The sequence below is a fragment of the Brevibacillus daliensis genome (assembly GCF_021245735.1).
GTDB lineage: Bacteria > Bacillota > Bacilli > Brevibacillales > Brevibacillaceae > Brevibacillus_B > Brevibacillus_B daliensis.
In genome coordinates this window covers 466,515-492,221 of the sequence record NZ_JAJISB010000003.1, presented here as the reverse complement: position 1 = coordinate 492,221, position 25,707 = coordinate 466,515, and the positions used below count along the sequence as shown (strand labels likewise).

The window sequence follows — 25,707 nt, the reverse complement described above, 5'->3', positions numbered from 1 at the left end:
CATATGAAGAGCGTTTGACTGGCTATAATCATTCATTATTATCTATTTATATTCGACAATTAGCTCATATTGCCTACAGCTGCTGCACTTCCCCATCAATAATTGTCATTTCAATAGTTGTGCCAAGCAGTTCATCCGGATCTTCCAACGTAAATAGATTCCTCGAATAAACCGTCATATCAGCTACCTTTCCTCTGGATAATGTCCCTTTTTTATGTTCCTCGTTGGTCGCATACGCACCACCAACCGTAAACAACTTTACTGCCTCTAGCATCGACAGCTTCTCTTTTTGGTTCCAGTCATTATGAGATTCTCCTGGTGCTCGTCGGGTAACAGCAGCATGAATACCAAGCAATGGATCAATTGGTTCGATAGGCGTATCTGATCCACCAGCACAAATAACTCCTGAGGAAAGTAAAGACTTCCATGCATATAAGAACTCTTCTCTTTGCTCCCCGACTCTTTCTTGGACCCATGGGTAATCGCCAACCACAAATCTTGGCTGTATGTCAGCAATTCGACTGGCATCAGTTAATCGTTTAATCAAATCTTCACGCAGCAGGGAAACGTGGATGAGACGGTCACGATGGTTTACTTTTGGCAGTTTATCAAGGATGTCTAAAACATTTTCCAATGCCTTATCACCGATGGTATGAACAGCAATTGGCATGGACAGGTCCCGAGCTTCTTTGATCATTGTATAAAGTGTTTCCTGATCATGCATTGCTTCACCATATTGTAGAGGATTATCGTGATATGGCTCTGATAACAGTGCTGTTCTTCGCCCGAATGCTCCATCTGCGAAAATTTTAATCGCTCCAATTTGCATTCTTTCATTGCCATAGCCTGCATACATGCCTCTTTCCTTCAATTGATTAAGGTATGGATAATCAATCAGCAAATTACATCGTAACCTGTTTAGTTCTTGATTCAGTAATTCATCATACATTCTAAATGTTTGATCAAATCCACCCAGGTAGTTAGGATCATTGGTGTGGACACTGGTTAATCCTCGGCTAATGGCAACATTCATTGCTTGTCTTAGCGCATTTTTCAGCTCATCATAGGTTCGCTCGGGGATATTTCTAGTAATAAGCTCGGATGCAGATTCAAGCAAAAGTCCCGTAGGTTTTTGTGTAACGGGGTCAAGAACCACTTCTCCACCCATTGGAATCTCCATTCCAGAATAATAGTTACACATTTCAAGAGCCTTGCTGTTAACCAAATAGGCATGGTGGCAAATTCTTTTTAGAAAAATAGGGCAATGTGGTGCGACATGGTCCAATTCTTCTATCGTTGGGATTGTCCCGTCATCAAAGAGATTTTCATCCCAGCCCATCCCAAGCATCCATTTTCCTGGTGGAACAGTACTTGCTTTCTCTCTTATTTTCGTTAACAATTCCTGCTTCGATCTTACACCTGTCACATTAAGGTCTAATAATTGAAAGGCAACACCTGACAGATGCAGATGGCTATCGATAAGTCCAGGCGTAGCCATCCTTCCCCCTAAATCAATAATAGTGCTGTCGACTCTGCCCCATTGCAGAATCATATCCTGGTGTGTTCCGACATCAATAATTTTTCCGTTTTCCACGACAATTGTTTCAACGATCGGTTGAGAAGCATCCAGGGTGTAGATTGTTCCATTTGTGTAAATGGTTTTAGGCATACGACTTCACCTCTTATTCAGTTTGTAATATTTCCTGATAATTAGCACAACTCCAAAACTAAAGAGAGCTATTTTCTACCTACTTACGTTCGTTCAATAGTTTCTGCTTGTATCTTCATGATACACTGATCTAGCACGATAAAGCATGTAAAATATCTTGCTAACTGATTATATCCGAGGAAGAATTATATCCCACATCTATATTGTATTATTTCTTCCAATACCTTTTATTTGAGGTTCATCGAAAAAATCCTCAACGGTAAACAGTAGTGAATTCAATGTATCATGAATTCACTTTACTGTTTTATCGTATGGAGATCTTACCCTCTCGAAATAACTTTTTTACCTTTTCACTTTACACGCGCTCTGATTCCAAACGTTGTTCCATTGAAAGTACACCGCTTATCACATATAGCGGAATCAACTCATCATCCTGTGCCACTTTGCGTGCAATACCCTTTTTCTCCAATTCTTTTAATACTCGATTTGCTTCCTTCATGGTGATCATTGCATTGTATGCTAATTCATGAACAGTAAGCTTGCCTTGTTTCCTTGCAGCAACTTGTAAAGCTACTTTCTCATATTGATCTTTATCCATTAAACCTAGAAAATATGAAATAAATGCATACAGAACTAGGATGATTCCTGCTGTAATGTAAAGAAACAGGTTCCCCCAATTGATAGCCGCATAAGCTACAATGAAAATAGCTATAAATGCGAAGCAGCAATACAAGATAAAGTTCTTGATCTTATAAGTAAGTGGAATCATAGGGTTATAATTATTATCTTGATACAAGACAATCGAATCCTTCGTACAATTTGGAAGTGTGTAAAGCATCCCTCCATCTTCCACTTGGACCGCGGAGGCATAATTGTCTTGGTGCCAACTTGAGACTATTGAACTCGCTGTTTCTATCGTTTCATAGGTATACATGGGCATTTCTCTTGGATACATTTTCCCATAATTATACAAGGCATACTCCAAAACGTCATATTCAATCATACGTTGATGCTTTTTCCGAAATATCTTCCATTCATGGACGATTCTAATCAATAAGAAAAAAATAACTACTCCTGCTGAAAGCATATATGAATCTTTATGTAATAACATATAATCTTTGTCTATGAAAAAAAGTAGCAAAAATAGTGCGATGATAGTCCAAATGAATGTTTTCTTTCTCGACATGGATTGTTTTTCGATCTCTTCCCATATCGAGTCTGTAAACTCCTCGTAGTCAAGGTCAGTATTATCGAACCTTTCATAAGGAAAATGTTCATCTAATTTATATATCGCACCTACACCTGTTATAGATGTTGTAAACAAAACACCTTTTTTCTCTAAATCCTTTAAAATTTGGTCACATAAGGTCAAATCTAACGAAGACTGTAACGCAAAAACAGGGGCGGTAATGATCCCAAGATTATAGTCAGCAATCTCTAGTGCTTTCGCTTGATAAGCACATAGTAATTGTTTTTTCAAAAATCTCCTTTTTTCAACAAGGAATAAAATGTAGATAATCGTAATTGCAGCCATTAGGATGCCTAATAAAAATGCGTATGTAACGATTTTATTGCCGATCAATGCAACGAGGAAGAGTATACCAAATACAATCACAGCCAATTTAATTAGTAAAGACACAATTTCCTCATGAAGACTTGTTCTATTATCATCACTCATATTATTCCTCCTCCCATTCCTCAAAACCTACAAAATAATAGATAACATCACCTGTTTCAGCCACACTTAAATCTGCATACCCTGATTTTTGCAATTTATTCAAGATATTTTGAGCACGCTCAATTGTCATCTCAGATTGGGCTGCTACATCGATTATAGAGACATATCCCTTTTGTGAACTCGCAATAGACAATACCTCTAAGATAGCAGAGTCTTCGTTACGAGATGGAAACTCATACTCTGTAAGTTCATCATATCTTCTTATCACCTTTTTGAATTGTAAGGGTAGTCCAATTAGGAAGGCTAAGCCAGACGAAACCACTATTATAGCGACCAAGGTCGGTTCTTGGCCAACTAATTCCGTAGAATACGGTTGCAAAAATTTTAGTATACCGAAAAAAATGACAGTTAAGAATAAAATTAGCATAAGACACCTTCTACCTATTATGTATTTATAGCATTATAACTAATTATTAATGAAGACTGTATCAGATAGATACCATATGCATCTACCTTCAATTGTTCATGATTTATATAATCTATTGAATTCTCTCCACTGTTATTTCATGTTCTGGAATAATGCTCCACTTATTTCACCACCGTTTTTGAAACAAAGCCAACAAGAGTTTTTCCATTTGCATCTTTTGTTGAACCATAATAAAATCCATCTCTTTCACCTACAACATTAACTACTGCATGTTTACTCGCACTACCTCTTGCCTTACTTGTTGCATTGGGCACAGGGAAGAAATAAGCTTTTTCTGCAGCTACTTTCAAGCCTTTCGATTTAATCACATCATAATTTGTCAGCACAGAGGTGGACAGATACCCTTGATCTAGTAAGATAAATCCTTCAAAAAGACTTCCTTGATCTTTTACCTCATATCCGTACCATAGAGTGGTAACTACTTGTAAATTATTTGGATGTTCAAGTACATTCGCTTGATCAATAGCTACAATTGTTTTCTTTTGTACAACGGGAGCTTGTTGTTTTACTGGTACTACTTGCTGCTTTTTGGGAGTAGTTGTTCCACCATTACTAGATGCTTTCCCACCGTTATGATAATGGTATTCTCCGTATTGTAACCCCCATTTTTCACAGTTTGTTCTGCAAGTGTGACCACCATTAGCATCGGTACGACCTGGATGAGCTGCAGCCAAGTCAACAGATATTAATAATAAACATACGATCAATCCAATATTCAACATCTTATTCATGAGACTACCTCCTAAAAATAAATATGTTATCTTTCATATAATTCACTTACATTATTATAAAACAATAATTATATGATTATTAAAATTATTTACAACAAAAAAAGGACATTAGCAAAAGCTAATGTCAAATCTCATCGCCTATTCCATCCTATACAAGCTTTTCACTCTCTGTAGTCTTTACTCATAGCCTTCTACTTTTTTTAACGACTTTTCCGCCGGTCCTTCCATAACTTCTCCCTTACAGGAGAATCTGGAGCCATGACACGGACAATCCCAGGAGCGGTCGCCTTCATTCCATTCAACCTCGCACCCCATATGTGTGCAAGTTGTATCGACCACATGTAATTTTCCATCCAAATCACGGTAGGCTCCTGCTCTTTTGCCATTAATACGAATCACAGCTCCCTCATCTACACCTACTTCTTCAGGAGTTTTGGAAATACTCTCCAACTTTCCTGCAATCAGATGCTTGGCCACATTCGCATTTTCTTTGATTAACGTACCAATGCTCGGATCAGCGTAAAAACGCGAGGGATTAAATAGCTCCTTGAATGGATTCTCCTTTTCTAAGATGAGATCACTAATAAGTCGGGCAGCAATTGTGCTTGAGGTCATACCCCATTTTCTGAATCCGGTTGCAACATACAGGGTAGGATTAGCTTCATTAACTCTTCCGATATAGGGCAATTTGTCTAACGTGATTAGATCCTGCGCTGACCAGCGATTTGCAATCTCCGCTTCGCCAAATAGGGATCGGGCAAATGCCTGTAAAGCCTCGTAATGTTTCATGGTATTAATGCCCTGACCCGTTTTATGACCCTCCCCGCCAATCAAAATGAGAGGTTCTCCGTTCATGGTCACGTTTCGAATGGAGCGCTTCGGTTCATCTACACTTAAATACATTCCACCAGGGTAGCTTTGTTTCGTGCGCACCGCAAGTACATAAGAACGATCCGCATGTAATTTCGCAAAATAAAAGCCGTTGTTGTAAATGGGATAATGAGAACAGGAAACAACTTGCTGACAAGTTACTTTGTAACCATCTCTGGTAATGACTACAGGATGATCATTCATTTCGACGCCCGTAACGGTTGTCTGTTCAAAGATTTTCACACCTGCTCGATCAATAAATTCAACCATGTGTTTCACATACTGAAGAGGATGAAAACGCCCTTGCTCTTTCATAACTAGTGCAGCTTTTACAGGGATTGCTAGCGGTATCTTATCAACAAATTCACCATTTATTCCAAGCTTTTGGTATGCATCCCATTCGTCTTGTAACTTGGTAGTCCCCTGTGACGAGGTTGCATACAAATAGGCATCCTCCGTAGCGAAATCACATTCAATCTGATTCTCTTCTACTGTCTTTCTGATAAAAGATAATGCTTCCATATTAGCCTGATAATATTGTTTAGCCTTTTCAATCCCCATATGCTGTATAATTTCATTGTAGATCACATCGTGTTGGGCTGTTACCTTAGCAGTCGTATGTCCGGTTGTTCCATTCGCCAATGTACTTGCTTCTAGAATAGCTACGGAAATCCCCTTTTTCGCTAACAGATAGGCTGTCGTTATCCCTGTAATTCCACCACCAATGATTGCAACCTCTGTTTTTACATCATTCGTTAGCTTTGGATACTTCGGTAATGTTGTGGAATCCAGCCAGTACGATTCTGGAAATTGAGGCAATCCACTGAACTTGTCTGTCGATTGTTGCACGTTATACCCTCCTGTCCATACTTCCTGTCTGATATGTTCCCCAGAAAAAGGAAATGAATGTATGGATATAACCTTATAGAAAAAATGTAAACCTCGTAACTTTAAAAACCCATTGCTTACATTAGCTATCAATATAATTGAACTGGTATGTATATCTCAATTTTCATATCATGAGGGAAAATTGAATGACACACATCGGTGATCTCAAAATCTGGACCTTCTCTGCGTTCATATTTGGATTGAGGTAACCATGTGCCATAAATATAGTCTCTGGTCTGTTGGACGGAATCTTTCACAACAAACATGGCATAAGTCCCAGCTGGAAGTTCGACTTGAACGAATCCACTTTCCGCTTCTTCAGCGAATTGATGTACTTCTTCACCAACAATAAAAGAAAATTCACCATCATCTTCAAAATTGGTTGAAATACCATAGGAAAAAGCAGGTCTTTTTTTATGAGAGATTCGCAAAAAGTATTCATTCATGCCAAAATGTTGATAAAAACCGGGTATGTCCTCATAATGCTTTTCATTATTAAGATTCGTTTTATATTCATACCCATAGATAAGGTTGGTTTCCAGTTGCATAATGATAGGCTTGTTCATGAATATTTCCCTCCCGGTAGACGTGCTAAAGTCAAGAAAATTCAGTGGAAATTGTTTAGTAATGTCCGTATCTGATTTCCGATATTTTGCCGGACTTATGCCAAAATAACTGTCAAAAGCTCGTGAAAAAGCCTCCTGTGATCCGTATTGAAACGAAATGGCAATATCCAAAATGCTAGAGTTTGTCTCCTTCAATACAGTGGCTGCCTCTGACAATCTTCTTTTTCTTATGTACTCGTGCACGGTAAAACCAGATATAGCTTGAAACAGCCTTTGAAAATGGAAGGCTGAAAAGAATGCATGTGAAGCAATTTCTGTAATAGTCAGCTCTGTTTGAAGATTTTGTTCAATGAAGGTAATTGCATGTTGTATTCGATTGTAATGATCCAATGGACAAACACCTCTTCATACAAGTTTAATTACCTTCATTGTACATAAAGATATATGGTATTTTTTGATCATGCGTGCTTTTTTACGATAACACCGAATATGGAGGTACACTTGAAATCAATCATAGTAGAATGGGACGGTCAAAGAGTTAAACTTCTTTTTAGATTTGACTCATGAACTATTTCTTTCATATAATGGGAACTCATATAGAGAATTGCTATCAATTGTAATGATTAATTGTTTACGGAGGTATCACGATGATCAGTGTAAGCCCATTTATAGTTGTTGAAGATTGCAAAGAAACGATTGAGTACTATCAAAGTATTTTAGGTGGAGAAATCAAATTACTGAATGGTTCTCCAGAGAAAATGAATCATGCCGAACTTCATGTTGGCAACAGTCATATTCATATTTCTGGTTCGTTTGGTAAACCAATTGTTCCTGGAGATAATACCCGTATCATCATGGTATTTGAGAGTGAAGAAGAAATCAGACATGTTTTTCAAGAATTAAGTAAAGATGGTAAAGTAACAATTGATTTAATGGAAACATTTTTTGGAGCCTTACATGGTCAAGTTACTGACAAATATAATGTTAACTGGGTCATGAATTATTTCTTGAAATAAGAACGTAACGACTATTAATGCGGGTTACGTCTATCAGCTTAGTTAAGAAAGCACGGGTTGCAAATAATCATTCAACCCGTGCTTTTTTCAATTACAAATTTCTGGGAAGTAATTCCTTTATGGATGTTACATGGAACCAACTAAAGCCATTCCAGCAATCAATACAGCCGTAACCAATATACCTGGTAACAGGTTTGCTACCTTTATCTTTGTAATATCAGCCAGGTTTAATCCAATGGCAAAAATCATCACACCACCTATGGCTGTCATTTCTGTAATAAATGCATTCATGTAAATTTCAGGTACGAGTTGATCAATTTGTTTAGAAAAAAGTGCGATCAAACCTTCATACAAGATTACCGGTACGGCTGAGAAAAGAACCCCGACCCCTAATGTGGAAGTTAAAATGAGAGAAATAAATCCGTCAATAATTGCTTTTGTATACAACACATCATGGTTCCCACGAATTCCGCTATCCATGGCACCAATGATGCCCATCGCGCCTATTACAAAGATGAGCGTGGCAGTCACAAAGCCTACCGAGATACTACTTTCACCTTTTGTTCCAATCTTTGATTCTAACCAGTCTCCCGCCTTTGTCAAGCGATTTTCTAGCGCCCACCACTCCCCTAAAACGGCACCGACAACTAAACTAACGATAACAATCAGAATATTTTCACTCTTCAACGCCATCTGTAGTCCTAATACCGTAACTGCTAGGCCAATCCCATGCATAACTGTATTTTTCATGCTCTCAGGAATGCCTCGAATCAACTTACCTGCTAACGTACCTACTATAATAGCTACTCCATTTGCGATTGCGCCTAGTAATATCATCTCGTCTGCTCACCTTTAGCTTCTATTCTGATTATTCATTCTCCCATTGTGGACGCATTTTTCATTTTTAACAAGAGTAAATATAAAGAGATTAATAATAGCTGAACATATAAAATACCACTAGGTATGAAATCCCCTAGTGGTACTTCCTTCTGATTAGTACGTGCGAGTATTTAATTTCCTTTTAATAGAAAGGAATTCCCATCTAAATCAGTAAAAGATACGTAGGTACCCCATTCCATTTTTGATGGTTCACCTTGAAATTGGACTCCATTTTCTTTTAATCTTTGATATGTTGAATCCATATCTTCACACTCGAAAACAATAGACGCTTTACATTCTTCCCAGTTTTTCATCATTTGCTTGGGATAGATGACTAAGGCAGTTTCTTGTCCTGGTGGCGCCACTTCTAACCAAAAGGCATTTGGTCCCATCTGGGTCTCACGTTTTATCTCAAAACCTACTTTCGCTGTCCAAAACTCTTTCGCTTTCTGCTGATCTTCCACATAAACCGCTACTGTTGCCATTTTTTTAATCATTGTTTTGCCTCCATGTCAGTTTGATCACTTTCGATCTACTGCTTATCTTTCTTTGTTAAGCTTATCCCAATTCAAAAGTAAAACACTAATACAGTCAAAAAAGCCAACTTCCTAATCAGGAAGTTGACCTTCATATTATGTAGCAATAGATACTATAACGCTTTTTTATGACTTTTCAAATCATATAGGGCGAAGTCTACATTCAGAATGTGTTCTGGTTTTGGTTTACCTTTGTTCGCTCTGTGTCCAGCGATATGTTCTTCACTAGTTTCCCACTTTTTCCATGCTGCTTCAGATTCCCAGCGAATCACAACAATTACTTCTTCATCGCCTCTTCTTACTTTTTTGACCAATACACTTAGATCAATAAAGCCTTCTTGGTTCTCGATAATTCCCTCACCTGTGAAACGTTGTACTACCAAATCGGATGTGCCTTCTTTAACTGTAAAGGTTTTCGTTTCAAAAAACATGGATAAATAACCCCCTTATTTTATCTAAAAGAAAAGTCCCTTATCCAATTTTATTGATAAAGATTATCATTGTCAACATTTAACATGTAATGAACCACAGTTTGCTCTCTGGTTCATTACATTTTCATAAATAATTGTTAAAGCTCACAAAAACCACTACTTACGAATAACAGAAAAAACCCGAAAAACATTCTATTCTTCTCCCGGTTCCTTCCATTGGGCTATTCTCGCTTGAAGGACTACTAATTGTTCTTTGCATTGTATTTCGTCACTCATTTCAATACGATGTAATAGTTCGTGAAAAGTGGCATGATATCGATAAAACTTTTCTATTCTGTAATAAAAACCTTGGTCCTGTGGAAAAGGATGCTGTTCACTGTAATATCGATACACGTTCCTAGCAAATCCCTCTCCAAAATCCTCATACAAACGGTAAAAATCGTACGCTGGATCACCTATGCAAACATCTCCAAAATCAATAACTCCTTCTAAACCATCCCGATACAAGATATGGGTGTGTGCAAGGTCCCCATGTATGATACTTGCCGAGACACCCTCCTGGTCCACCGTCCTTATTAGTTCAGCAAAAAAATTAGCTACAGCTGACTGCTCATGTTTTGTTAGAATTGGATATATATTTTCTTCTACTTCTTTTAGATGTGTATGCCACCATTTTTTGTCATGTTCTCGGTGATAGCCTAAGCCGTCATAGTTCATTCGATGTAAGGTTTGTAGAAATGATGCCAATTGCTTTGCAATGATATCTTGTTCATGGGAGGGTAAACTCATGAGTATTACATTCGTTAAAGAATCACCCATGATTGCCTGATAGTAACAACAGATGATCTCGCCTTTTGAGTCACGCAAGAACTGATAAATAGGTACGTTAATACCAATTCTTTTCATTGGTTCCTGCAATAATGAAAGGAGTACACCATCCTGTTTTATTCGATCATAGGCTTCCTTGCTTCGTGGAAATCGGAAAAGAAAATCATCATTAATCAAAATTCCAATATTATCCCAGCCACTTGAATGAACTTCATATGAGTTGATCTGAATATGTGCAGCAAAAGTTTGAATCGTGTTTAGATAGTCCATCTTATCTCCTAATACGTAAGTTGTTTGTAATGATCTCATTTTATTATAATTAATTTCAAGGACATGTTAATGGGACTTTACTACTTCTACAGTGTGAATTGCATGTACCTTATTACTTTTTAATAAACTCATTCAAAAATGATACCTTCAAAAAAATATGTTACAGTTACTCTATGACATTTCCACGGCTGATAAACCTTTTTTATCAGGGAAAATGATTTAGTCCTGACCACCTGTTGATTAGCAGGTAGATGATTACTCACGTTGCTTGCAGGGCTAAGTATCGCTTCCAGGTTGCAACTCAGCACATCTTCTAAGTAAAAATCCGTTACAAGCATTCCTATACCTGTATTATGTATGCCGACCGCTCCTATTGTCCCAATTTTTTGATACTAGATCTTTAATGCTTATACATAAAAAATTTTGCTGACAACGACTCAACATTATGCTAGGAAAGAAGAGATCTCATGAACCAGCAGATTGCTGTACTCTCAGACATTCATGGAAATATATGGGCACTTGAGTCTGTGCTACATGATTGTAAGAAAAGAGGAATTAAACAATTGTTTAATTTAGGAGATAGTTTAATGGGGTCCTTGTCGCCCCTGGATACTTTCGAGCGAATACGCAGTGAAGACATGATCACCATTTCTGGCAATCAGGATCGATTAATTATAGATCGAGACTCATCTGGTGCAATCTCCCCTACTTTATCTATGGTTCGTAGTCAATTAGCTGTAGAATCATTTACTTGGTTAGAAAACCTCCCCTCTACTTATGTTTGGAATGATGAGATTTTCTTATGTCATGGTACGCCAGAATCAGATGAAGCCTATCTAGTAGATGAATTTATCAATAATAACATAGTTCCAAAGCCTATTAATTTGTTGGTAAGCCAGCTTACAGAATTTCCGTATCCTGTTATATTATTTGGGCATAGTCATATACCTAAGAAGATCGTCCTTCCGAATGGTCAGCTTATCGTTAATCCAGGAAGTGTCGGTCTTCCTGCTTATACCGATGATCTTCCTGTACCACATGCAATGGAATCTATGAGCCCTCATGCAAAATATGCAATTCTAACAAATGAAGATGGACAATGGCAAGTGGAATTCATTCAGATAGAGTATGATTGGCAACACGCCGCCTCTATGGCGCTACGTAATGGTCGTTCAGATTGGAATCATTGGTTGTTGCATGGTACAGCATAACCATGTAAGGAAAGGTTCTATATGGAAAAATTCCATGAAATTTGATGCATGACACGGGGGTAACAGAATGAGTTTGCGATTACCGATTTCAATTAAGGGTGTCATTGTCCATCATGACAAGGTGTTGTTGCTTAAGAATGAACGTAATGAATGGGAGCTTCCTGGGGGGCGTTTAGAGGAAAATGAAACTCCCGAAGAGTGTGTACTGAGAGAAATAGCAGAAGAAACTGCTCTAATATGTACAACAACAGGTTTAATCGATACTTGGGTGTATACCGTAGCAAAAGGCAAACAAGTATTTATTGTTACCTATCTTTGTCATATATTGCTGCCCGATTCGGATTCACTCCGCATAAGCGACGAGCATCTTGAGGGTAATTGGTTTTCTATACTTGAGTGTCAAAGACTCCCTATGCCAGATGGCTATAAGGACTCTATATTAAGAGCGCTACTATTTTAATTACTATTTATATAGATAGAATGACCACTCTTTACTTATTAAAAGTTTACAGAACAAGTCTATTTCTCGAGCAGATCTAAAGCATAGCCCTTCCCAAATGTTCAGATTAATATATAACTATTTTAAAATTTGTAAAAATAATTGTAAATAAAAGTATATTTCGGTCAAAATAATGTATTATGATGAACCCATTTGAGCGATTTCACTAGAAATCTAACTGTGCTTTTCGAGTGTTACTTGTTACAAAGGAGGGTTCCCTCAGATGAAAAAAATCTTAAACATGTTTATTCTTATTGTATCTGTAACGATGAATGCCTGTACACCAAATACAAGCACTACCAATACTACGACTGTTCCACCCTCAGCCACAAATGCTGTAGAACATAACAATTCTGGCTATTTTTCTCTCACCCTGACAAACAAACAAAGTGAAAACTATTTTTATACATACGATATAGATACGAAAATCTTAAAAGAAGTCGCCAAAACCCCTGATACCGCTCAATATCCTCTTGGAGTCATTGATCTAAAAAATCAGTCACTCTATTATTCCGAACGTGATTCTACAGGATCCGACCAACTGGTAAAACTTGATCTAGCTACGAAAAAGAAGGAGAAATTGACCTCCAATTTATTTGCTATCAATTATATTATCCCAGTGGGAAATCAAATTATTGTAGCAGCTGCCGAAAAAACAAAAACCTCTGTTCAATTGGCTTCGTATGACTTACAAACAAAAAAACTATCATTTTGGGTTACCCCAGATGACGACGATACCGCAGTAGAACATCTAATGTATAACCCATTTACAAAAAAGCTGTATGCTACTCTCTATTCTACTCAGGAACGCAAAGCACTTTCCAGAAAAGCAGCGAAAGAACAAGCACCTGACGTGGATGCGGCCACTCACCGTGTCGTCGAATACGATATGAATCAAGGAGAGCAAATAAAACAAAGAGAATTATACAAAGCAAAAGAAGTAATCAGATTATTCTCTGTCTCCACCGACAGCTATATTAATAATTTCATACTGCTAGAGAGCCCATCCAATTAACCAAAAAACCCCGTATCTCAGGTATACTCCTATTTTTCAAGGGTTTGTGATCTCTTGAGTGGAGATGTAAGGAAAACATGAGTTTCCGCTAAAAGTAGTGCACCTGGGGAAATCGCAATTTGATTCTCACGTAGACAGAAAAAAAGGTACTGGTCGATTTGAGGGAAGAACCTTCTACGAATTAGACCTGATACTCCTCATTGATTCACTCAAAAAATATGCCTACGACAAGAAATAAATATGACAAAAAAACGAGCCCACTAGCACAACTTCGTGGATAAGTTGCGCTAGTAGGCTCGTTCTATTATGTAACAGCTTCTTTTATTCTATTATTTTGCCAATACATCCATCATGCTTCGCAAACGATAGATTGTATTTTGCTGAGTAAATTCGACGTCATCATAGGTAATGTATTCGCCTTGTTTCACAGCTTTTATTACACGTACATGTGGTCCAATTAGTCCGAGTGGCAAAGCATTCCACTTCCGTTGATCCTCTGCTGTGACAATGCGCCCAAATGCGGTGAACCCACCAATACTGTCTAGTGCATCTCCGGGTTGCAAATCTTTTTTCGCGATAGCAACTGTTTCTGCCACAGATCCGTAGTGCGGAACGATGGTAGCCTCGTTATCAAAATATGCTTTTGCTACGGACAATGGAGTTTCTAGGCTACATAAGTGATACGGACGATACAAAATATAGTTAGGTCCATCCCCCATGCTAAGATACTTCATTTCATGGTGAACTTCTTTTTTATCCGAGGTAACAATGGCAAATACACCAGGAGCAATTCCATTAACAAATTCAACAATTTTCTTCTGACCTAAAATTCCGCCTTCTTCTTTTAAACGATATAAATCAGGCAATTCTTTTACTGTTGCAGTTATTCCATGCATACCTGGAATATCCGGGATAAACCCAGTTGCATTAGCAACACACGTCATTTCGACCATGGTTTTGGTACCGTCTTCAAAGGAAGCGATCATTTTTGGACTAGATCCCTTTTGCAATGCTTTTTCTCTGGTCGTATCAGGATTGGAGAAAAAGTTGAGGGGGTTATTTTTCCCCTTCCCTAGCGCTACTACTTCAAATCCCAAAGAGTCTGCAAAATCATGCAATTCCATAATACAACCTGGTTCATCACCCAACGTACCTGTGTAGACTAATCCAGCAGCTTGAGCCATTTGGTGTAAAATGGGTCCTACTGTTACATCAGCTTCCGCATTTAGCATCACAATATGTTTACGATTCATGATACTGTCCCAGGCAATTTTCGCCCCAATATCAGGTACTCCTGTCGCGTCTACGATTACATCTACATGATCCAGATTCGTAATTAATGAAGCATCGCTACTTACAACTACTTTTCCCTGTGCGATAGCCTGATCTGCTTTGTCTACATCATTTGTTTGTAGTAACTGATTAGTTGGAACACCAGCATTGTGATAGGCGTTTACTCCATTCTCCGGTTGAATATCAGCAGTAGCTACAACCTGCATGCCTTTCATTCCTTCGATTTGAGAGATCATGCCTCGTCCCATTTGACCTGCTCCAACCAAGCCCACGCGGATTTTTCCACCTTGTTTTTCTAATTGAGCCAGTTTTCTGTTCATATTTAACATTTGTTTTCTCCTCCTCCAGTAATGCTTATGTCTCTTACTCTGCCTTTTTCTGTGAAAAACGTCTCGTCGTTTTTCTAAAATTAGATGTGACCGTTTTATTTGATAACTATTTACGGATAAATTGGAGTACCATATCAACATCTGGAACAGAAATATCCTTTTTTTCCGCGTGGATTGTGCCTGGTAATTCTGGGATCAAGGCCCCATCGAATTTGATCGTGCAATGCCCCATGCTCGCCAATGTATCATTTGCATTGATTCCAACGGCTGTAATCATGTATTCAACATCAGCGAGCATGAGTGAGTCTCCTACCTGAACTGGGTCAGCGAGCTCACATTTTGTGTGAAGCACTGCAATATTGTGCAATTCTGCGGGGATATCCTCATTAAAGATAATCAGTGTATTCTCAGCCAAAAATGTTTCTTCTAAACTTCCGATACTTGTTGTCTTTACATCTAGTAATTGTTTCATGGTTTTCTCCCTCCTACACTCTTTACTGCTCTCTATTTTTTCCTTTAAATGGATATTTTTTAGCTTTCTGGATACAAGCCAATGCTACATATAAAAGCAATAACAACAGCAAGTGGACCTGTGATCAGGCGGGACAAGAGAACTGCTGGTACACCTACTTCGATGGTTTCAGGCTCTGCTTCCCCAAGTGTTAAACCAACCGGTACGAAGTCACAACCTACCTGTGGGTTGATCGCAAATAGTGCTGGTAACGCAAGACTAGGTGGAATATTACCACGACCGATTTCAACCCCGATTAAGACCCCAACTACCTGAGCAATAACTGCACCAGGACCAAGGACTGGCGACAAAAATGGCAAGGATGCAATCACTGACAGGATTAATAGTCCAACGAGGCTACCAGCCAATGGCGAGACGAATTTGGCAATGATGTCACCGATTCCCGAGAAGGTAATAATCCCGATTAATGTACTTACGAATGCCATAAACGGCAGGATATTTTTGATTACCTGCTCGATGGTTTCACGACCTGCCTGGTAAAAGACGTTAACTACACCGCCCATTGCACGACCAATTTTTTCAATGAAATTTGGCTTTTTACCTGCTCTCATTTGAGCAACCTTAGCTTTTGCTTCATCTTTTATTTCCTTTGCTGATTTAGGAGCATGATCAGACGTTACTTGTTCCGCAGCAGCTACCTGGGTGCCAGCTTCACCCTCAGCTGATTCGATGTGTTGTTCTCGTACACCTGAGACGAAAATCTCTTCCTTGATAAATTGAATCAATGGACCTGAAGGTGATGTTGCTGTGATATCTACTGTCATAACATTCAGACGAGGGTAAACACCACAGCGGGCAGTACCTCCGCAATCAATAACAACGCATGCCATTTCATCAGGCTCTACTTTCGTATTAAAAGCATCAATGGCAATTCCACCTGTTAAATCTGCAATTTTTTGAGCAACGGGATGAATTCCGCCACCAGTGACGCAAGCAATATATTTCTTCTTATCAGTTGGTTTAATAATTAATGGACCTCCCCAACCGCCTGAACCCTTAATAATTCGGACTGCTCTGTAGTTATCCATGTCATTTCCCCCTTTACCCGTTACGATTCAATACCCATTTGTTCATTTCTACGCTTCATCATCATTTTCGTAATGTATTCCGTCACCACTCCACGAATTAAAATCACGATAATACCTACAAGGAAAAAGCGTAGGGCAATTGGTCCCAAGGAGAGACCCAATTGAGTTAGTCCAGTAGCAATACCCATGTAAACGAATAGTTCAGCAGGGTTTGCATGTGGGAATAATCCAGTAATCGGGTGGCAGAATGAAACTGCTGAATCATAGAACGCTGGCTTCTGTTCTTCCTTCAAGAATCGTCCGAATGTATACGCCATAGGATTAGTCATGAAGAACATAGCCATTATCGGGAAAATTGTATAACGAAGGATGATGTTACCAGTGCATTTTCGTGCAAAATTGGTAATTCTCTCTTCTCCGAAAAATTTGATAATTGCATTTACAGCAGTAATTAGACAAATCAAGGTCGGGATGATGCCTGTTACCAGACCAACAAATGTTTTTCCACCTTCTTGAAACATTCCGATAAATCCTTCTGCCAGTTGAATGAAGAAATCCATCTCATTACCTCCTTCACTAATGCTTCAATTTTCCTCAAGTAGAATTCGTACTCTTCTTTTTTCTAAACACCCCCTCTTTCAAAAACATAATGCTTATTTATGAGAAAAAACCAAGTTAATGCCTGACGCATTAGCTTGGTCCGTGACCCCACCTATTGCTACGTTACTTGAAATTCCAGTTTATTATCATCCCTATTTGTAACATCACTTTTGATATAAGCTTTCTCTTTCGTTTCTTTTTCTGCTTTCAGTTTTTGAATGGCCATTGTAATGGCTGAATCTTCTGGTTTATCTGAATAGTTTTTATCACATTCATTTACGTGCATCCCAATCAGATCTGGAATGAGTTTAAAACGGGCAAAAACCGTTACCCCTGTCATCCCTTTCGCTTGAGTAATAATCCCTTCCAAGTTAGTAGTAATCATAACAACAGAACCAACAGAAAACCGTTTCTTATGTACACCTACTCCCAGATAACCGCTGGACTGTTGTCTCAATTCATTCATCTGAACTCGATAATGTTTGGCTTGTCTAATGGATAGATACGCTTGAAGAACCCACATCACAACGAATAAACCAATAAGTAAGAATCCCATTTTGTTGTCCTTCACCGCCTTACATTTGTTCATTAGTGACACAATTGTAACTTGCAAGCGGTTACTCGTCAATCATAATTTATTATAAATTCAGATTTTATTTACTAATCTATATTTTTTAAAATAATACTAAAATTTATGTGTCTTAGGATATCATTGAATATTTATATGATGAAGATTATGGTAGCCTAACTAAAAATAGAGAAACAGTCGACATTGATTGAACGCTGGATTGCTCATCCACCCAATTTTTGTAAAAGTTAGGCATCCTTTTCGTATTTACTTTTTTAAAATGTAACTAATTTTTATGTGAAGTTATGCTAAACATGATGTAAATGATTCGAAAAGAAAGCGTATTATCCTTGTATTCCACTGATTACCACATTTGTAAGGTTGCGTTCGCCTATTAACAATATTATTTTCTTTTTGCATTAACATTTTGATTATTTTTTACAGATAATTCATGCTGAATCATGTCTGTTCGAATCAATGCTGATGCTGTCGAAGAGTGTAAGATGTTTCTTCCTTACCGAAAAACATCTAATTCTTGAAATCCCACATATAGTTTTTCTTAAGAAAACGTTGAAAGGAGATTTTTCATGGACCTCAAACATCTGAATGAAGGCGAGGATACCCCCGGACAATCCCAATCTACTTTAGTATTACAACAAGAAATCAAAGAGCTCCAAAAACAACTTGTTGATTTGGTTAATGAGAAAGGTAGTTTTCTAGATCAATCTGTCATTCATCTTAGTCAAAAACTAGATCTGTATATCGTTCAGTTTCAAAGGCAACACATGCGAAAAAAGCCCTTTCGATCAACGTTTTCTGCAATAAAACTTGCTTAACTTGTCTCAATAAACCATGTACAGAAAACTGCGTAGGTAACTAGCTCGGAGGATTTCATGAAAAACTGCATTTTTGTAGAAAAAAAACGAAGGAGTCTTTTGCCAGAATATCCAGGCAAAGACTCCTTCATTTTTTAGATTGTACAGATGTATCGCTTCATCGGATTACTTCCCACTACGCAAGAAAAGCAAGGGAATCATATCTTGCTACGATCCCTCACTTCCCTTTTCATACTATTTCAGATATCCTTTTACGCCGTTTGCATCCATCCATTCTCTTTTCGCGTGCATGAGATAATCTAGATCTTCGTCTCTCCAATTATATACTTTCATTAAGACATTTTGTGTCTTATAGAGATCGTTGTATGTCAAAAATGGATAATCCGAAAGGCCCATCTTTCCATTAGGTAAGTAAGCATAATGCAAGTTGGAATTAGGCATGACCCATTTGTCCCGCGTCAGTTTTACCCCCCAAAGCATTTTGTCTGCCAATTTTCTGTATCGTTCATCTTTCGTTTGCAGATACATCTCATAGAGATAGATCATCTCCATAAGATGGTGATTAAGTGAGCTATGTGTTATTTTGTGGGGGCTTTCATGAGTATAGTCCGCCACGAGTATTCCTTCTCTTCCATTTTTAGTGATTTTGAACTGGTTGGTCTCGCTATAAGCTAAAAAGAACTCGGCATACCTCTTCGTTGAATCAAATAATCTTGGATCGTTATACTTTTGGTATCCTTTTAACAAGAGATAAGCAATATCGGTATTAAATCTGGTGTCATAAAAACCGGCTTGGATTCCGTAATCCTTAAACAACCATTCAGATTGTGGTGGAGTTATCCAATAACCTTGACTATTCTGATTAGGTAGAATGGTATGCATCATCATCCAACCAAGATCAGTGGCTGCACGGCTGCCATTCGTGATGATAAAGGAATTGGCAAAATAATTATCAGGGTTACGGAAGAAATAATTCTTCCCTGTTGGTGTGTACGAAGATGGTGTGCGCGCATAAAAACCATCCCAGCTCCAACGTAAATTACCTTCAAAATCAAGACCTTTCCATATTAGTTCCATGTTCTTCTTATCCCAGTCAATCAGTTCATGGGCTGAAGTCAATGCCCATATTTCACCGAACATATTAGACTCCAGAGGGATGGTGACGATAATATTATAGCCACCAAATGTTTTCTGCGCATTTATTTTGATCTGCGCATTATAAGTTGGAACTACTTCCATTGAATGATGAGAACGTGGTATGTATACTTGGGGTTGACTCATAATTACGGATTGATAATCTGTGGTTATGTACCCTGTTTGATACGGTAATGACCCGGATAGATTTACTTCCTGCCAAGCAAGCTCGCCACCATTAAATGCTTTGTACTTATAAACACCCGTATTTCCGGGAATAAAGTATCGGATTGTTTGAAACTTTTGATTGCTACCAGGCTTGTTTTGAATACGCTTAATCCAGTAACGGTCTTCGTTTGGAAATACTATTGACTTTTCCCTTTCCAAATAGTGCTTGGTTTCTATCTTTTTATGTACATCAGTTAAAGTAGATGGACTAGCTGACGTAATTGTAGCATTTCCAGAAACTAGCATAACAGTAAGACTGCAACTGGTCACTATTTTTGTCCATGACCATGTTCGCAACTTATACACCCCTATTCAATTCATATTTTTGACGTACATAATTGTTTATAAGGTTTGGTGGCACTAGTTGAAATCTTTCGTACTAACTAATTTTTCTACACACCATGTTCTCATGTAATAAGACTGCAAAATTAGGGAAAAAGTTACAACTTTTATGAATTTATAAAAAAATGATTTCCCTAAATGAAAAAAAGCTGATCTATGTAACCAGATCAGCTTTGAACAATTTATTTTCAGATATAAACGATTTACGTTGTAATTCGTGTATTAGCCTTTGTATTCAACAAGGTAATAGTTCTTCTTACCACGACGAATGACAAAGTATTTATCTCCCAGACGTTCCAGATCAGCAATTTTTGTTTCCAGATCGTTGAAACGAACATCATTAACAGTGATGGCATTGTTATTCAGATATTCGCGAGCTTCACGCTTAGATTTAGCAGCTCCAGCCTGAGTCAGGACATCAACCATTGTTAATTCTCCATCTTCAATAGTCGTGGAAGGAACATCGCTAAAGCTATCTGCGATTTCAGAAGGAGTCAGGTTTTTCAATTCACCATTAAATAGGGAATGAGAAATTTCTTCAGCACGATTCATTGCCGCTTCGCCGTGTACCAAAGTAGTAACGGAACGAGCTAGTGTGCGCTGAGCCTCACGTTTTTCTGGTTCTGTTATTACTTTATCTTCTAATTCCTTAATTTCATCAAGAGTTAGGAAAGTAAAGTAGTGTAAGAACTTGATTACATCGCGATCATCTGTGTTGAACCAGAACTGATAAAATTTATAAGGGGATGTTTTACTTCCATCCAACCATACTGCCCCACCTGCTGTTTTACCAAATTTGGTACCATCGCTTTTAAGTACGAGCGGCAGCGTAAGACCAAATACTTTTTTCTCTTCATCGCCTGAAGTTCTGCGAATCAACTCTGTACCAGCAGTAATATTTCCCCACTGATCACTACCACCCATTTGCATTTCACAGTTAAGCGTTTCATTCAGCTTTTTGAAATCATAAGATTGCATGATCATGTAACTGAACTCAGTATATGAGATCCCTTGTTCCAGACGAGCGCTTACGGAGTCTTTCGCCAGCATATAGTTAACGGAAAAATGCTTTCCGATATCACGTAAAAATTCAATAAAGGTAATTTTGCTCAACCAGTCATAGTTATTAGCCATAACCGCTGGATTACCTTCACGATCAAAATCAAGAAAACGTTCTAGTTGACCCTTTAGCTTGTCAGAATAACCCTGAACTACTTCCGGAGTATTTAATGAACGCTCTGATGTACGACCGCTCGGGTCGCCGATCATTCCCGTACCTCCGCCAACAAGCGCGATAGGTTGATGACCTGCTAATTGAAAACGGCGCAGTGTCAATATCGGGAGTAAATGCCCAATATGTAAGCTATCAGCAGTCGGATCAAAGCCTGTATACAACGTGAGCATCCCTTGATCAAGACGTTTTTTCAACTCATCCTTATCTGTTGTTTGATAGATAAGTCCTCTGCTTTCAAGCTCATGTATAATGTCCATTGCTAGCAAAATCTCCTTTACAATCAATTTAATTATCCTCTAATCATAGCACAGGTGTCTGGTTAAGTTACAGGAAAAAAATCAATCTGAATGAATATATTGTAGCTTCCTCTTATTTCTTAAGCAAATAGCGGTTTATAGGTCGTCCTACTCCACCATATCGAATATCCAATTCTACCATGTTGGTTTTCTCCAGATATTCCAGATAACGTCTAGCTGTAACTCTGGCAAGTCCAGCTTTTTCGGCCACTTCTTCTGCCGAAATAGATGTGATTTGCACATTTAAGATTTGTTTAATCTGATGCATCGTTAGAGGATTGAGCCCCTTGGGAAGTTCACCCTCTTTTACTTGTTTTGACTCATGAAACTCACCCTTAAACATAATGTCCAGCTGCGCTTGTGTCAGGGATTCTTGCTTGTTCATCGAGGTTACGAATTCTCGATATTTTACCAATGTCTGCTTCATCCGATCAAAGGTAAATGGTTTAATAATATAATCAAATACACCATTACGAAACATTGTTTGAATGGTATCTAAATCTTTTGCCGCCGTAATAGCAATAACGTCAACATGAATATCATTACTTCTCCAGGTTTTTATCACCTGAAGCCCATTTAACGAAGGCATATAAAAGTCCAGAATAACCAGATCCGGCTTCAGCTCTTCCACCATCTTAACTCCATCAGCACCATTACTAGCCATTCCAACTACTTCAAATCCGCTTACCTGTTCAATAAACTGTCGATGCAACTCCTGTACCATCAGGTCGTCTTCAACAATGACTACTTGAAATGTCATGTTATTCTCCTCTCATTGGGAAGTGGATGATAAAGCTAGTACCCATTCCCGGCAAAGATTCTACTTGTATCGTTCCTTTGCCTTTATTAACTAAATTTAGTACAAGATATAATCCAAGCCCTTGATTCTCTTGATTGACCAAAGATGTTTTCGTTGAATAACCCCTGGTAAATATCTGATTTCTCGTCTCTTCATCCATCCCAGAACCGTTATCTTCCACTAGCAATGAAAGAGTCTCCTCGTCTTGATACAGACTGATAAATATCTCCCTATCGGTTTGCTCACTTGATTCCAAGGCATCAAAAGCATTTTCAACCAAATTACCAATCATATGAACAAAATCATGATGATCCATCCGTTCTGGAAAATGCGTTAATCTGCTGTTTCGATCAATAATGACGTTGACACCTCGTTCATTCCCTTTCCTTACTTTGCTTAACAACAAACCTGATAACATAGGGTCATATATGTTCTCTGTCAAAAAGTCACTTAATTCTTCCTGTTGTTCTGTCACATCAAACAGATAAGAAAGGGCTTTTTCTGTCTGTCCTAATTGTAGTAATCCTGCAATTGTATGCATTTTGTTAGAATGTTCATGATTCTGCAAGCGAAGGGCTTCTACAAAAGCTTTTACCCCTGTTAACTCCTCAGCAATCTTAGCAAATTCCGTTCGGTCCTGAAAAATCGCCAATGCACCTACCGTTTTGTTATTTACCTTGATAGGAAAACGATTCGACCAGACTAACGCATCTTTCATGTGTAATTCACTGTTATAGATTGGTTTATCTAGCAACAATATTTCCGGTAGCCTGGAATCAGGTATCACATCCGTAATCTTCTTCCCGATTACATCACCCTTGATCCGAAAAATCTGTTTTGCCTGTTCATTAAAGATCGTTATGATCAGGTTCTTATCAATGGCGATCGCACCCTCGTGCATCGCTTGGAAAGTAGCCGTTCGTTCGATCATTTGTCGGGTTATCTCATGTGGTTCCAGATTCAGCATTTGTTTTTTCATGTGGCGTGCTAATAGCCAGGAACCAATCATTCCAAAAAGAAGCGATAACAACAAGGTAATTGTTAAACTCTCTTTGTTACTACGAATCGCATCAGATAGAGATGGCAAGACTTGACCTACGATAACGACGCCTACTTGCCGGTGATCCTGATCCATTATCGGTACATAGACTCGCAATGCGTTACCTAATTCCCCTTTTACCTTCTGGATAAAAGTATGCTCAGCAAAAGCTGTTTCCGCTTCCTTGCCTAAAAACTTTGTTCCAACTCTGTCTTCTTTTACATCTGCTAAACGAATCCGCTCCATATTTAATACCACAATATACGAAACGTTATTAACAATTTGGATTCGCTTCGTTAATGGCTGAATATTTTTCCATTGATCTCTATCTACTATCTGTTTAGGTATAGTTGGAAACTCAGCAACAGTGCGGGCAGTTACTAGAAGGCGTTGCCCCACTTCTCTTTCTTTTTCATGAGAGAGAGTTCCAACCACAATTATTCCCCCAATTAAGAGAGAAAATAGTACAATACCTAGTGAAAGGATTGTTATTTTATGTTGAATACGCATGTTCTGAAGCAGATCGGTCACATTCCTTCCCTGTCATTTTCTGTGAAAAACGTCTCGACGTTTTTCATAAAATTGGATGTAGCCGCTTGCGGTCCAACAAAACGGTAATGACCGTTTTGTATGTTTTATTTTGGATGAAAATTCACTATTCTTCAACTAGGAAAAGGGTGAAAACATCTTGAAATCAGCAGTCAGCATTATTTTCTTCCTTGTAGTCGGATTATTAACTGCCATACTTTTCGGATTTCGTAGCGAACTATGGACCACCGAAAAACCATATGATGAGCTGCAAGAAGGAATGAAAGAGCGAATTGTGATTAAATTTAGTCATGTGGTGGCAGAAAACACCCCTAAAGGATTAGCTGCCGAAAAATTCGTTCAGACGGTAAAAGAAAAAACAAATGATCGTGTTGAGGTACAGGTTTTTCCCAATGGTATTTTGTATTCGGATAACAACGAATTTGAGGCATTACAACGCGGTGACGTCCAAATGATCGCGCCGGCATTCTCTAAACTGTCAAACATTTCGTCACAATATTTAATCTTTGATCTCCCCTATGCTTTCCCTGATCAAGTTTCCATCCATGAGGCTTTTGATGGACCTATTGGAGAAATTTTATTTCATTCGATTGAAAAACAAAATGTTAAGCAGCTCGCATTTTGGAGCAATGGATTCAAGCAAATGTCAAGTGACAAACAACCGTTGTTGACCCCGAAAGATTTTAAGGGTCATACCTTCCGCATTATGTCCAGTAAAGCAATTGAAAGCCAAATGAATCTTCTTGGAGCAAAGTCAGTTGTCATGCCTTTTACTGAGGTATATGGCAATATTAAATCTGGTATCGTAAATGCCCAGGAAAATACCTTTTCAAACATCTATACAAAGCAGCTCTATCAGGTTCAGAGTCACGTTACCATTAGTAATCATGCCTATCTTGGGTATGCAGTATTGGTTAATGAGGATTTTTGGAATTCATTGGAACCTGAACTACGTGACCAAATTGAAGAGGCTATGCTAGAAACAAGCTATTGGAATAGAGTGAAGGCAATTGCAATGAACGATCAACAGCAAAAATTACTTGAAGAAAAAACGAATATTTCTATCTATGAGCTTACACCCGAACAAAAAGAAGAATGGGTACGAACCCTTCAGCCTGTTTATGACCAATTTCATTCCATTATTGGAGATGAGCTAATGGGTATGATTAAAAAGAATCATAACGAATAACCTGAGTTTTGCAAATATAAAGTCGGAAATAAGGTGGAATTTTTTCTCCTTTTTCCGGCTTTTTTTGTTGACCAAAAAAACCAAAAAGAACAATACGACCAGATTATTTTCTAATTTTCACATAACTCTTACAATAT

General features: G+C 38.2%; 24 protein-coding genes and 1 pseudogene. 6 read left to right on the top strand and 19 right to left on the bottom strand.

Annotated features, from left to right (window positions below; genetic code table 11):
* Positions 1-73: 73 nt before the first annotated feature.
* The 6 genes and pseudogenes from LM917_RS05460 to LM917_RS05435 all read right to left on the bottom strand — a co-directional run bounded on the left by LM917_RS05460 (position 74) and on the right by LM917_RS05435 (position 7,279).
* A complete protein-coding gene (locus LM917_RS05460) occupies positions 74-1,669 on the bottom strand; it encodes an amidohydrolase (RefSeq protein ID WP_232696466.1) in 1,596 nt (531 codons plus the stop codon).
* 355 nt (positions 1,670-2,024) lie between these two features.
* The gene (locus LM917_RS05455; RefSeq protein WP_232696465.1) at positions 2,025-3,347 is read right to left on the bottom strand and encodes a hypothetical protein; all 1,323 of its coding nucleotides are present in this window, start codon (positions 3,345-3,347) and stop codon (positions 2,025-2,027) included.
* A gap of 1 nt (position 3,348) precedes the next feature.
* Positions 3,349-3,774 carry a MarR family transcriptional regulator gene (locus LM917_RS05450; protein WP_232696464.1) on the bottom strand — a complete coding sequence of 142 codons (426 nt, stop codon included), beginning with the start codon at positions 3,772-3,774 and terminating at the stop codon, positions 3,349-3,351.
* 578 nt (positions 3,775-4,352) lie between these two features.
* Positions 4,353-4,565: pseudogene (locus LM917_RS05445) on the bottom strand (YHYH domain-containing protein); the annotation flags it as partial.
* A 177-nt stretch (positions 4,566-4,742) separates the two neighbouring features.
* Positions 4,743-6,284, bottom strand: a complete 1,542-nt coding sequence (locus tag LM917_RS05440) for an FAD-dependent oxidoreductase (RefSeq protein WP_232696463.1) — start codon at positions 6,282-6,284, stop codon at positions 4,743-4,745.
* 128 nt (positions 6,285-6,412) lie between these two features.
* Positions 6,413-7,279: an AraC family transcriptional regulator gene (locus LM917_RS05435; protein ID WP_232696462.1), complete on the bottom strand. Its 867-nt coding sequence runs from the start codon at positions 7,277-7,279 to the stop codon at positions 6,413-6,415.
* A 257-nt stretch (positions 7,280-7,536) separates the two neighbouring features.
* On the opposite strand from LM917_RS05435, the gene LM917_RS05430 reads away from it, so the two are divergent.
* Complete coding sequence (locus tag LM917_RS05430) at positions 7,537-7,905, top strand: VOC family protein (RefSeq protein WP_232696461.1); 369 nt, start codon at positions 7,537-7,539, stop codon at positions 7,903-7,905.
* Positions 7,906-8,031: 126 nt separating this feature from the next.
* Here the strand turns inward: LM917_RS05430 and LM917_RS05425 are convergent, their stop codons facing one another.
* The 4 genes from LM917_RS05425 to LM917_RS05410 form a co-directional block, all read right to left on the bottom strand.
* The gene (locus tag LM917_RS05425; protein WP_232696460.1) at positions 8,032-8,742 is read right to left on the bottom strand and encodes a DUF554 domain-containing protein; all 711 of its coding nucleotides are present in this window, start codon (positions 8,740-8,742) and stop codon (positions 8,032-8,034) included.
* 173 nt (positions 8,743-8,915) lie between these two features.
* Positions 8,916-9,281, bottom strand: coding sequence for a VOC family protein (locus LM917_RS05420; protein ID WP_232696459.1), 366 nt, complete (start codon positions 9,279-9,281; stop codon positions 8,916-8,918).
* 152 nt (positions 9,282-9,433) lie between these two features.
* On the bottom strand, positions 9,434-9,751 hold the full coding sequence (locus LM917_RS05415; protein WP_232696458.1) for an antibiotic biosynthesis monooxygenase family protein: 318 nt from the start codon (positions 9,749-9,751) through the stop codon (positions 9,434-9,436).
* Between the two features lie 192 nt (positions 9,752-9,943).
* Positions 9,944-10,849, bottom strand: coding sequence for a phosphotransferase family protein (locus LM917_RS05410; protein ID WP_232696457.1), 906 nt, complete (start codon positions 10,847-10,849; stop codon positions 9,944-9,946).
* Positions 10,850-11,316: 467 nt separating this feature from the next.
* Between LM917_RS05410 and LM917_RS05405 the strand changes: the two genes are divergently transcribed.
* The 3 genes from LM917_RS05405 to LM917_RS05395 all read left to right on the top strand — a co-directional run bounded on the left by LM917_RS05405 (position 11,317) and on the right by LM917_RS05395 (position 13,574).
* The gene (locus LM917_RS05405) at positions 11,317-12,060 is read left to right on the top strand and encodes a metallophosphoesterase family protein (protein ID WP_232696456.1); all 744 of its coding nucleotides are present in this window, start codon (positions 11,317-11,319) and stop codon (positions 12,058-12,060) included.
* 67 nt (positions 12,061-12,127) lie between these two features.
* Positions 12,128-12,520 carry an NUDIX hydrolase gene (locus tag LM917_RS05400; protein ID WP_232696455.1) on the top strand — a complete coding sequence of 131 codons (393 nt, stop codon included), beginning with the start codon at positions 12,128-12,130 and terminating at the stop codon, positions 12,518-12,520.
* Between the two features lie 262 nt (positions 12,521-12,782).
* Complete coding sequence (locus LM917_RS05395) at positions 12,783-13,574, top strand: hypothetical protein (protein WP_232696454.1); 792 nt, start codon at positions 12,783-12,785, stop codon at positions 13,572-13,574.
* Positions 13,575-13,903: 329 nt separating this feature from the next.
* On the opposite strand, the gene LM917_RS05390 is transcribed toward LM917_RS05395, so the two are convergent.
* From LM917_RS05390 to LM917_RS05370, 5 genes are all read right to left on the bottom strand, one after another.
* Complete coding sequence (locus LM917_RS05390) at positions 13,904-15,196, bottom strand: NAD(P)H-dependent oxidoreductase (RefSeq protein ID WP_232696453.1); 1,293 nt, start codon at positions 15,194-15,196, stop codon at positions 13,904-13,906.
* 106 nt (positions 15,197-15,302) lie between these two features.
* The gene (locus LM917_RS05385) at positions 15,303-15,668 is read right to left on the bottom strand and encodes a PTS glucitol/sorbitol transporter subunit IIA (RefSeq protein WP_232696452.1); all 366 of its coding nucleotides are present in this window, start codon (positions 15,666-15,668) and stop codon (positions 15,303-15,305) included.
* 59 nt (positions 15,669-15,727) lie between these two features.
* Positions 15,728-16,756: a PTS glucitol/sorbitol transporter subunit IIB gene (srlE, locus tag LM917_RS05380; protein WP_232696451.1), complete on the bottom strand. Its 1,029-nt coding sequence runs from the start codon at positions 16,754-16,756 to the stop codon at positions 15,728-15,730.
* A 20-nt stretch (positions 16,757-16,776) separates the two neighbouring features.
* Positions 16,777-17,316, bottom strand: coding sequence for a PTS glucitol/sorbitol transporter subunit IIC (gene srlA, locus LM917_RS05375; RefSeq protein WP_232696450.1), 540 nt, complete (start codon positions 17,314-17,316; stop codon positions 16,777-16,779).
* A gap of 158 nt (positions 17,317-17,474) precedes the next feature.
* On the bottom strand, positions 17,475-17,912 hold the full coding sequence (locus LM917_RS05370; RefSeq protein WP_232696449.1) for a transcriptional regulator GutM: 438 nt from the start codon (positions 17,910-17,912) through the stop codon (positions 17,475-17,477).
* 599 nt (positions 17,913-18,511) lie between these two features.
* Between LM917_RS05370 and LM917_RS05365 the strand changes: the two genes are divergently transcribed.
* Entirely contained in the window at positions 18,512-18,760 is a 249-nt protein-coding gene (locus LM917_RS05365) for an aspartyl-phosphate phosphatase Spo0E family protein (RefSeq protein WP_232696448.1), read from the top strand.
* A 234-nt stretch (positions 18,761-18,994) separates the two neighbouring features.
* Here LM917_RS05365 and LM917_RS05360 read toward each other — a convergent pair whose 3' ends face one another.
* From LM917_RS05360 to LM917_RS05345, 4 genes are all read right to left on the bottom strand, one after another.
* Positions 18,995-20,419, bottom strand: a complete 1,425-nt coding sequence (locus tag LM917_RS05360) for a hypothetical protein (protein WP_232696447.1) — start codon at positions 20,417-20,419, stop codon at positions 18,995-18,997.
* Between the two features lie 267 nt (positions 20,420-20,686).
* Positions 20,687-21,955 carry a tyrosine--tRNA ligase gene (gene tyrS, locus LM917_RS05355; protein WP_232696446.1) on the bottom strand — a complete coding sequence of 423 codons (1,269 nt, stop codon included), beginning with the start codon at positions 21,953-21,955 and terminating at the stop codon, positions 20,687-20,689.
* 112 nt (positions 21,956-22,067) lie between these two features.
* Positions 22,068-22,754 carry a response regulator gene (locus tag LM917_RS05350; RefSeq protein WP_232696445.1) on the bottom strand — a complete coding sequence of 229 codons (687 nt, stop codon included), beginning with the start codon at positions 22,752-22,754 and terminating at the stop codon, positions 22,068-22,070.
* A gap of 1 nt (position 22,755) precedes the next feature.
* Positions 22,756-24,363, bottom strand: a complete 1,608-nt coding sequence (locus LM917_RS05345) for an ATP-binding protein (RefSeq protein WP_232696444.1) — start codon at positions 24,361-24,363, stop codon at positions 22,756-22,758.
* Between the two features lie 157 nt (positions 24,364-24,520).
* On the opposite strand from LM917_RS05345, the gene LM917_RS05340 reads away from it, so the two are divergent.
* On the top strand, positions 24,521-25,570 hold the full coding sequence (locus LM917_RS05340; protein ID WP_232696443.1) for a DctP family TRAP transporter solute-binding subunit: 1,050 nt from the start codon (positions 24,521-24,523) through the stop codon (positions 25,568-25,570).
* Positions 25,571-25,707: the final 137 nt, after the last annotated feature.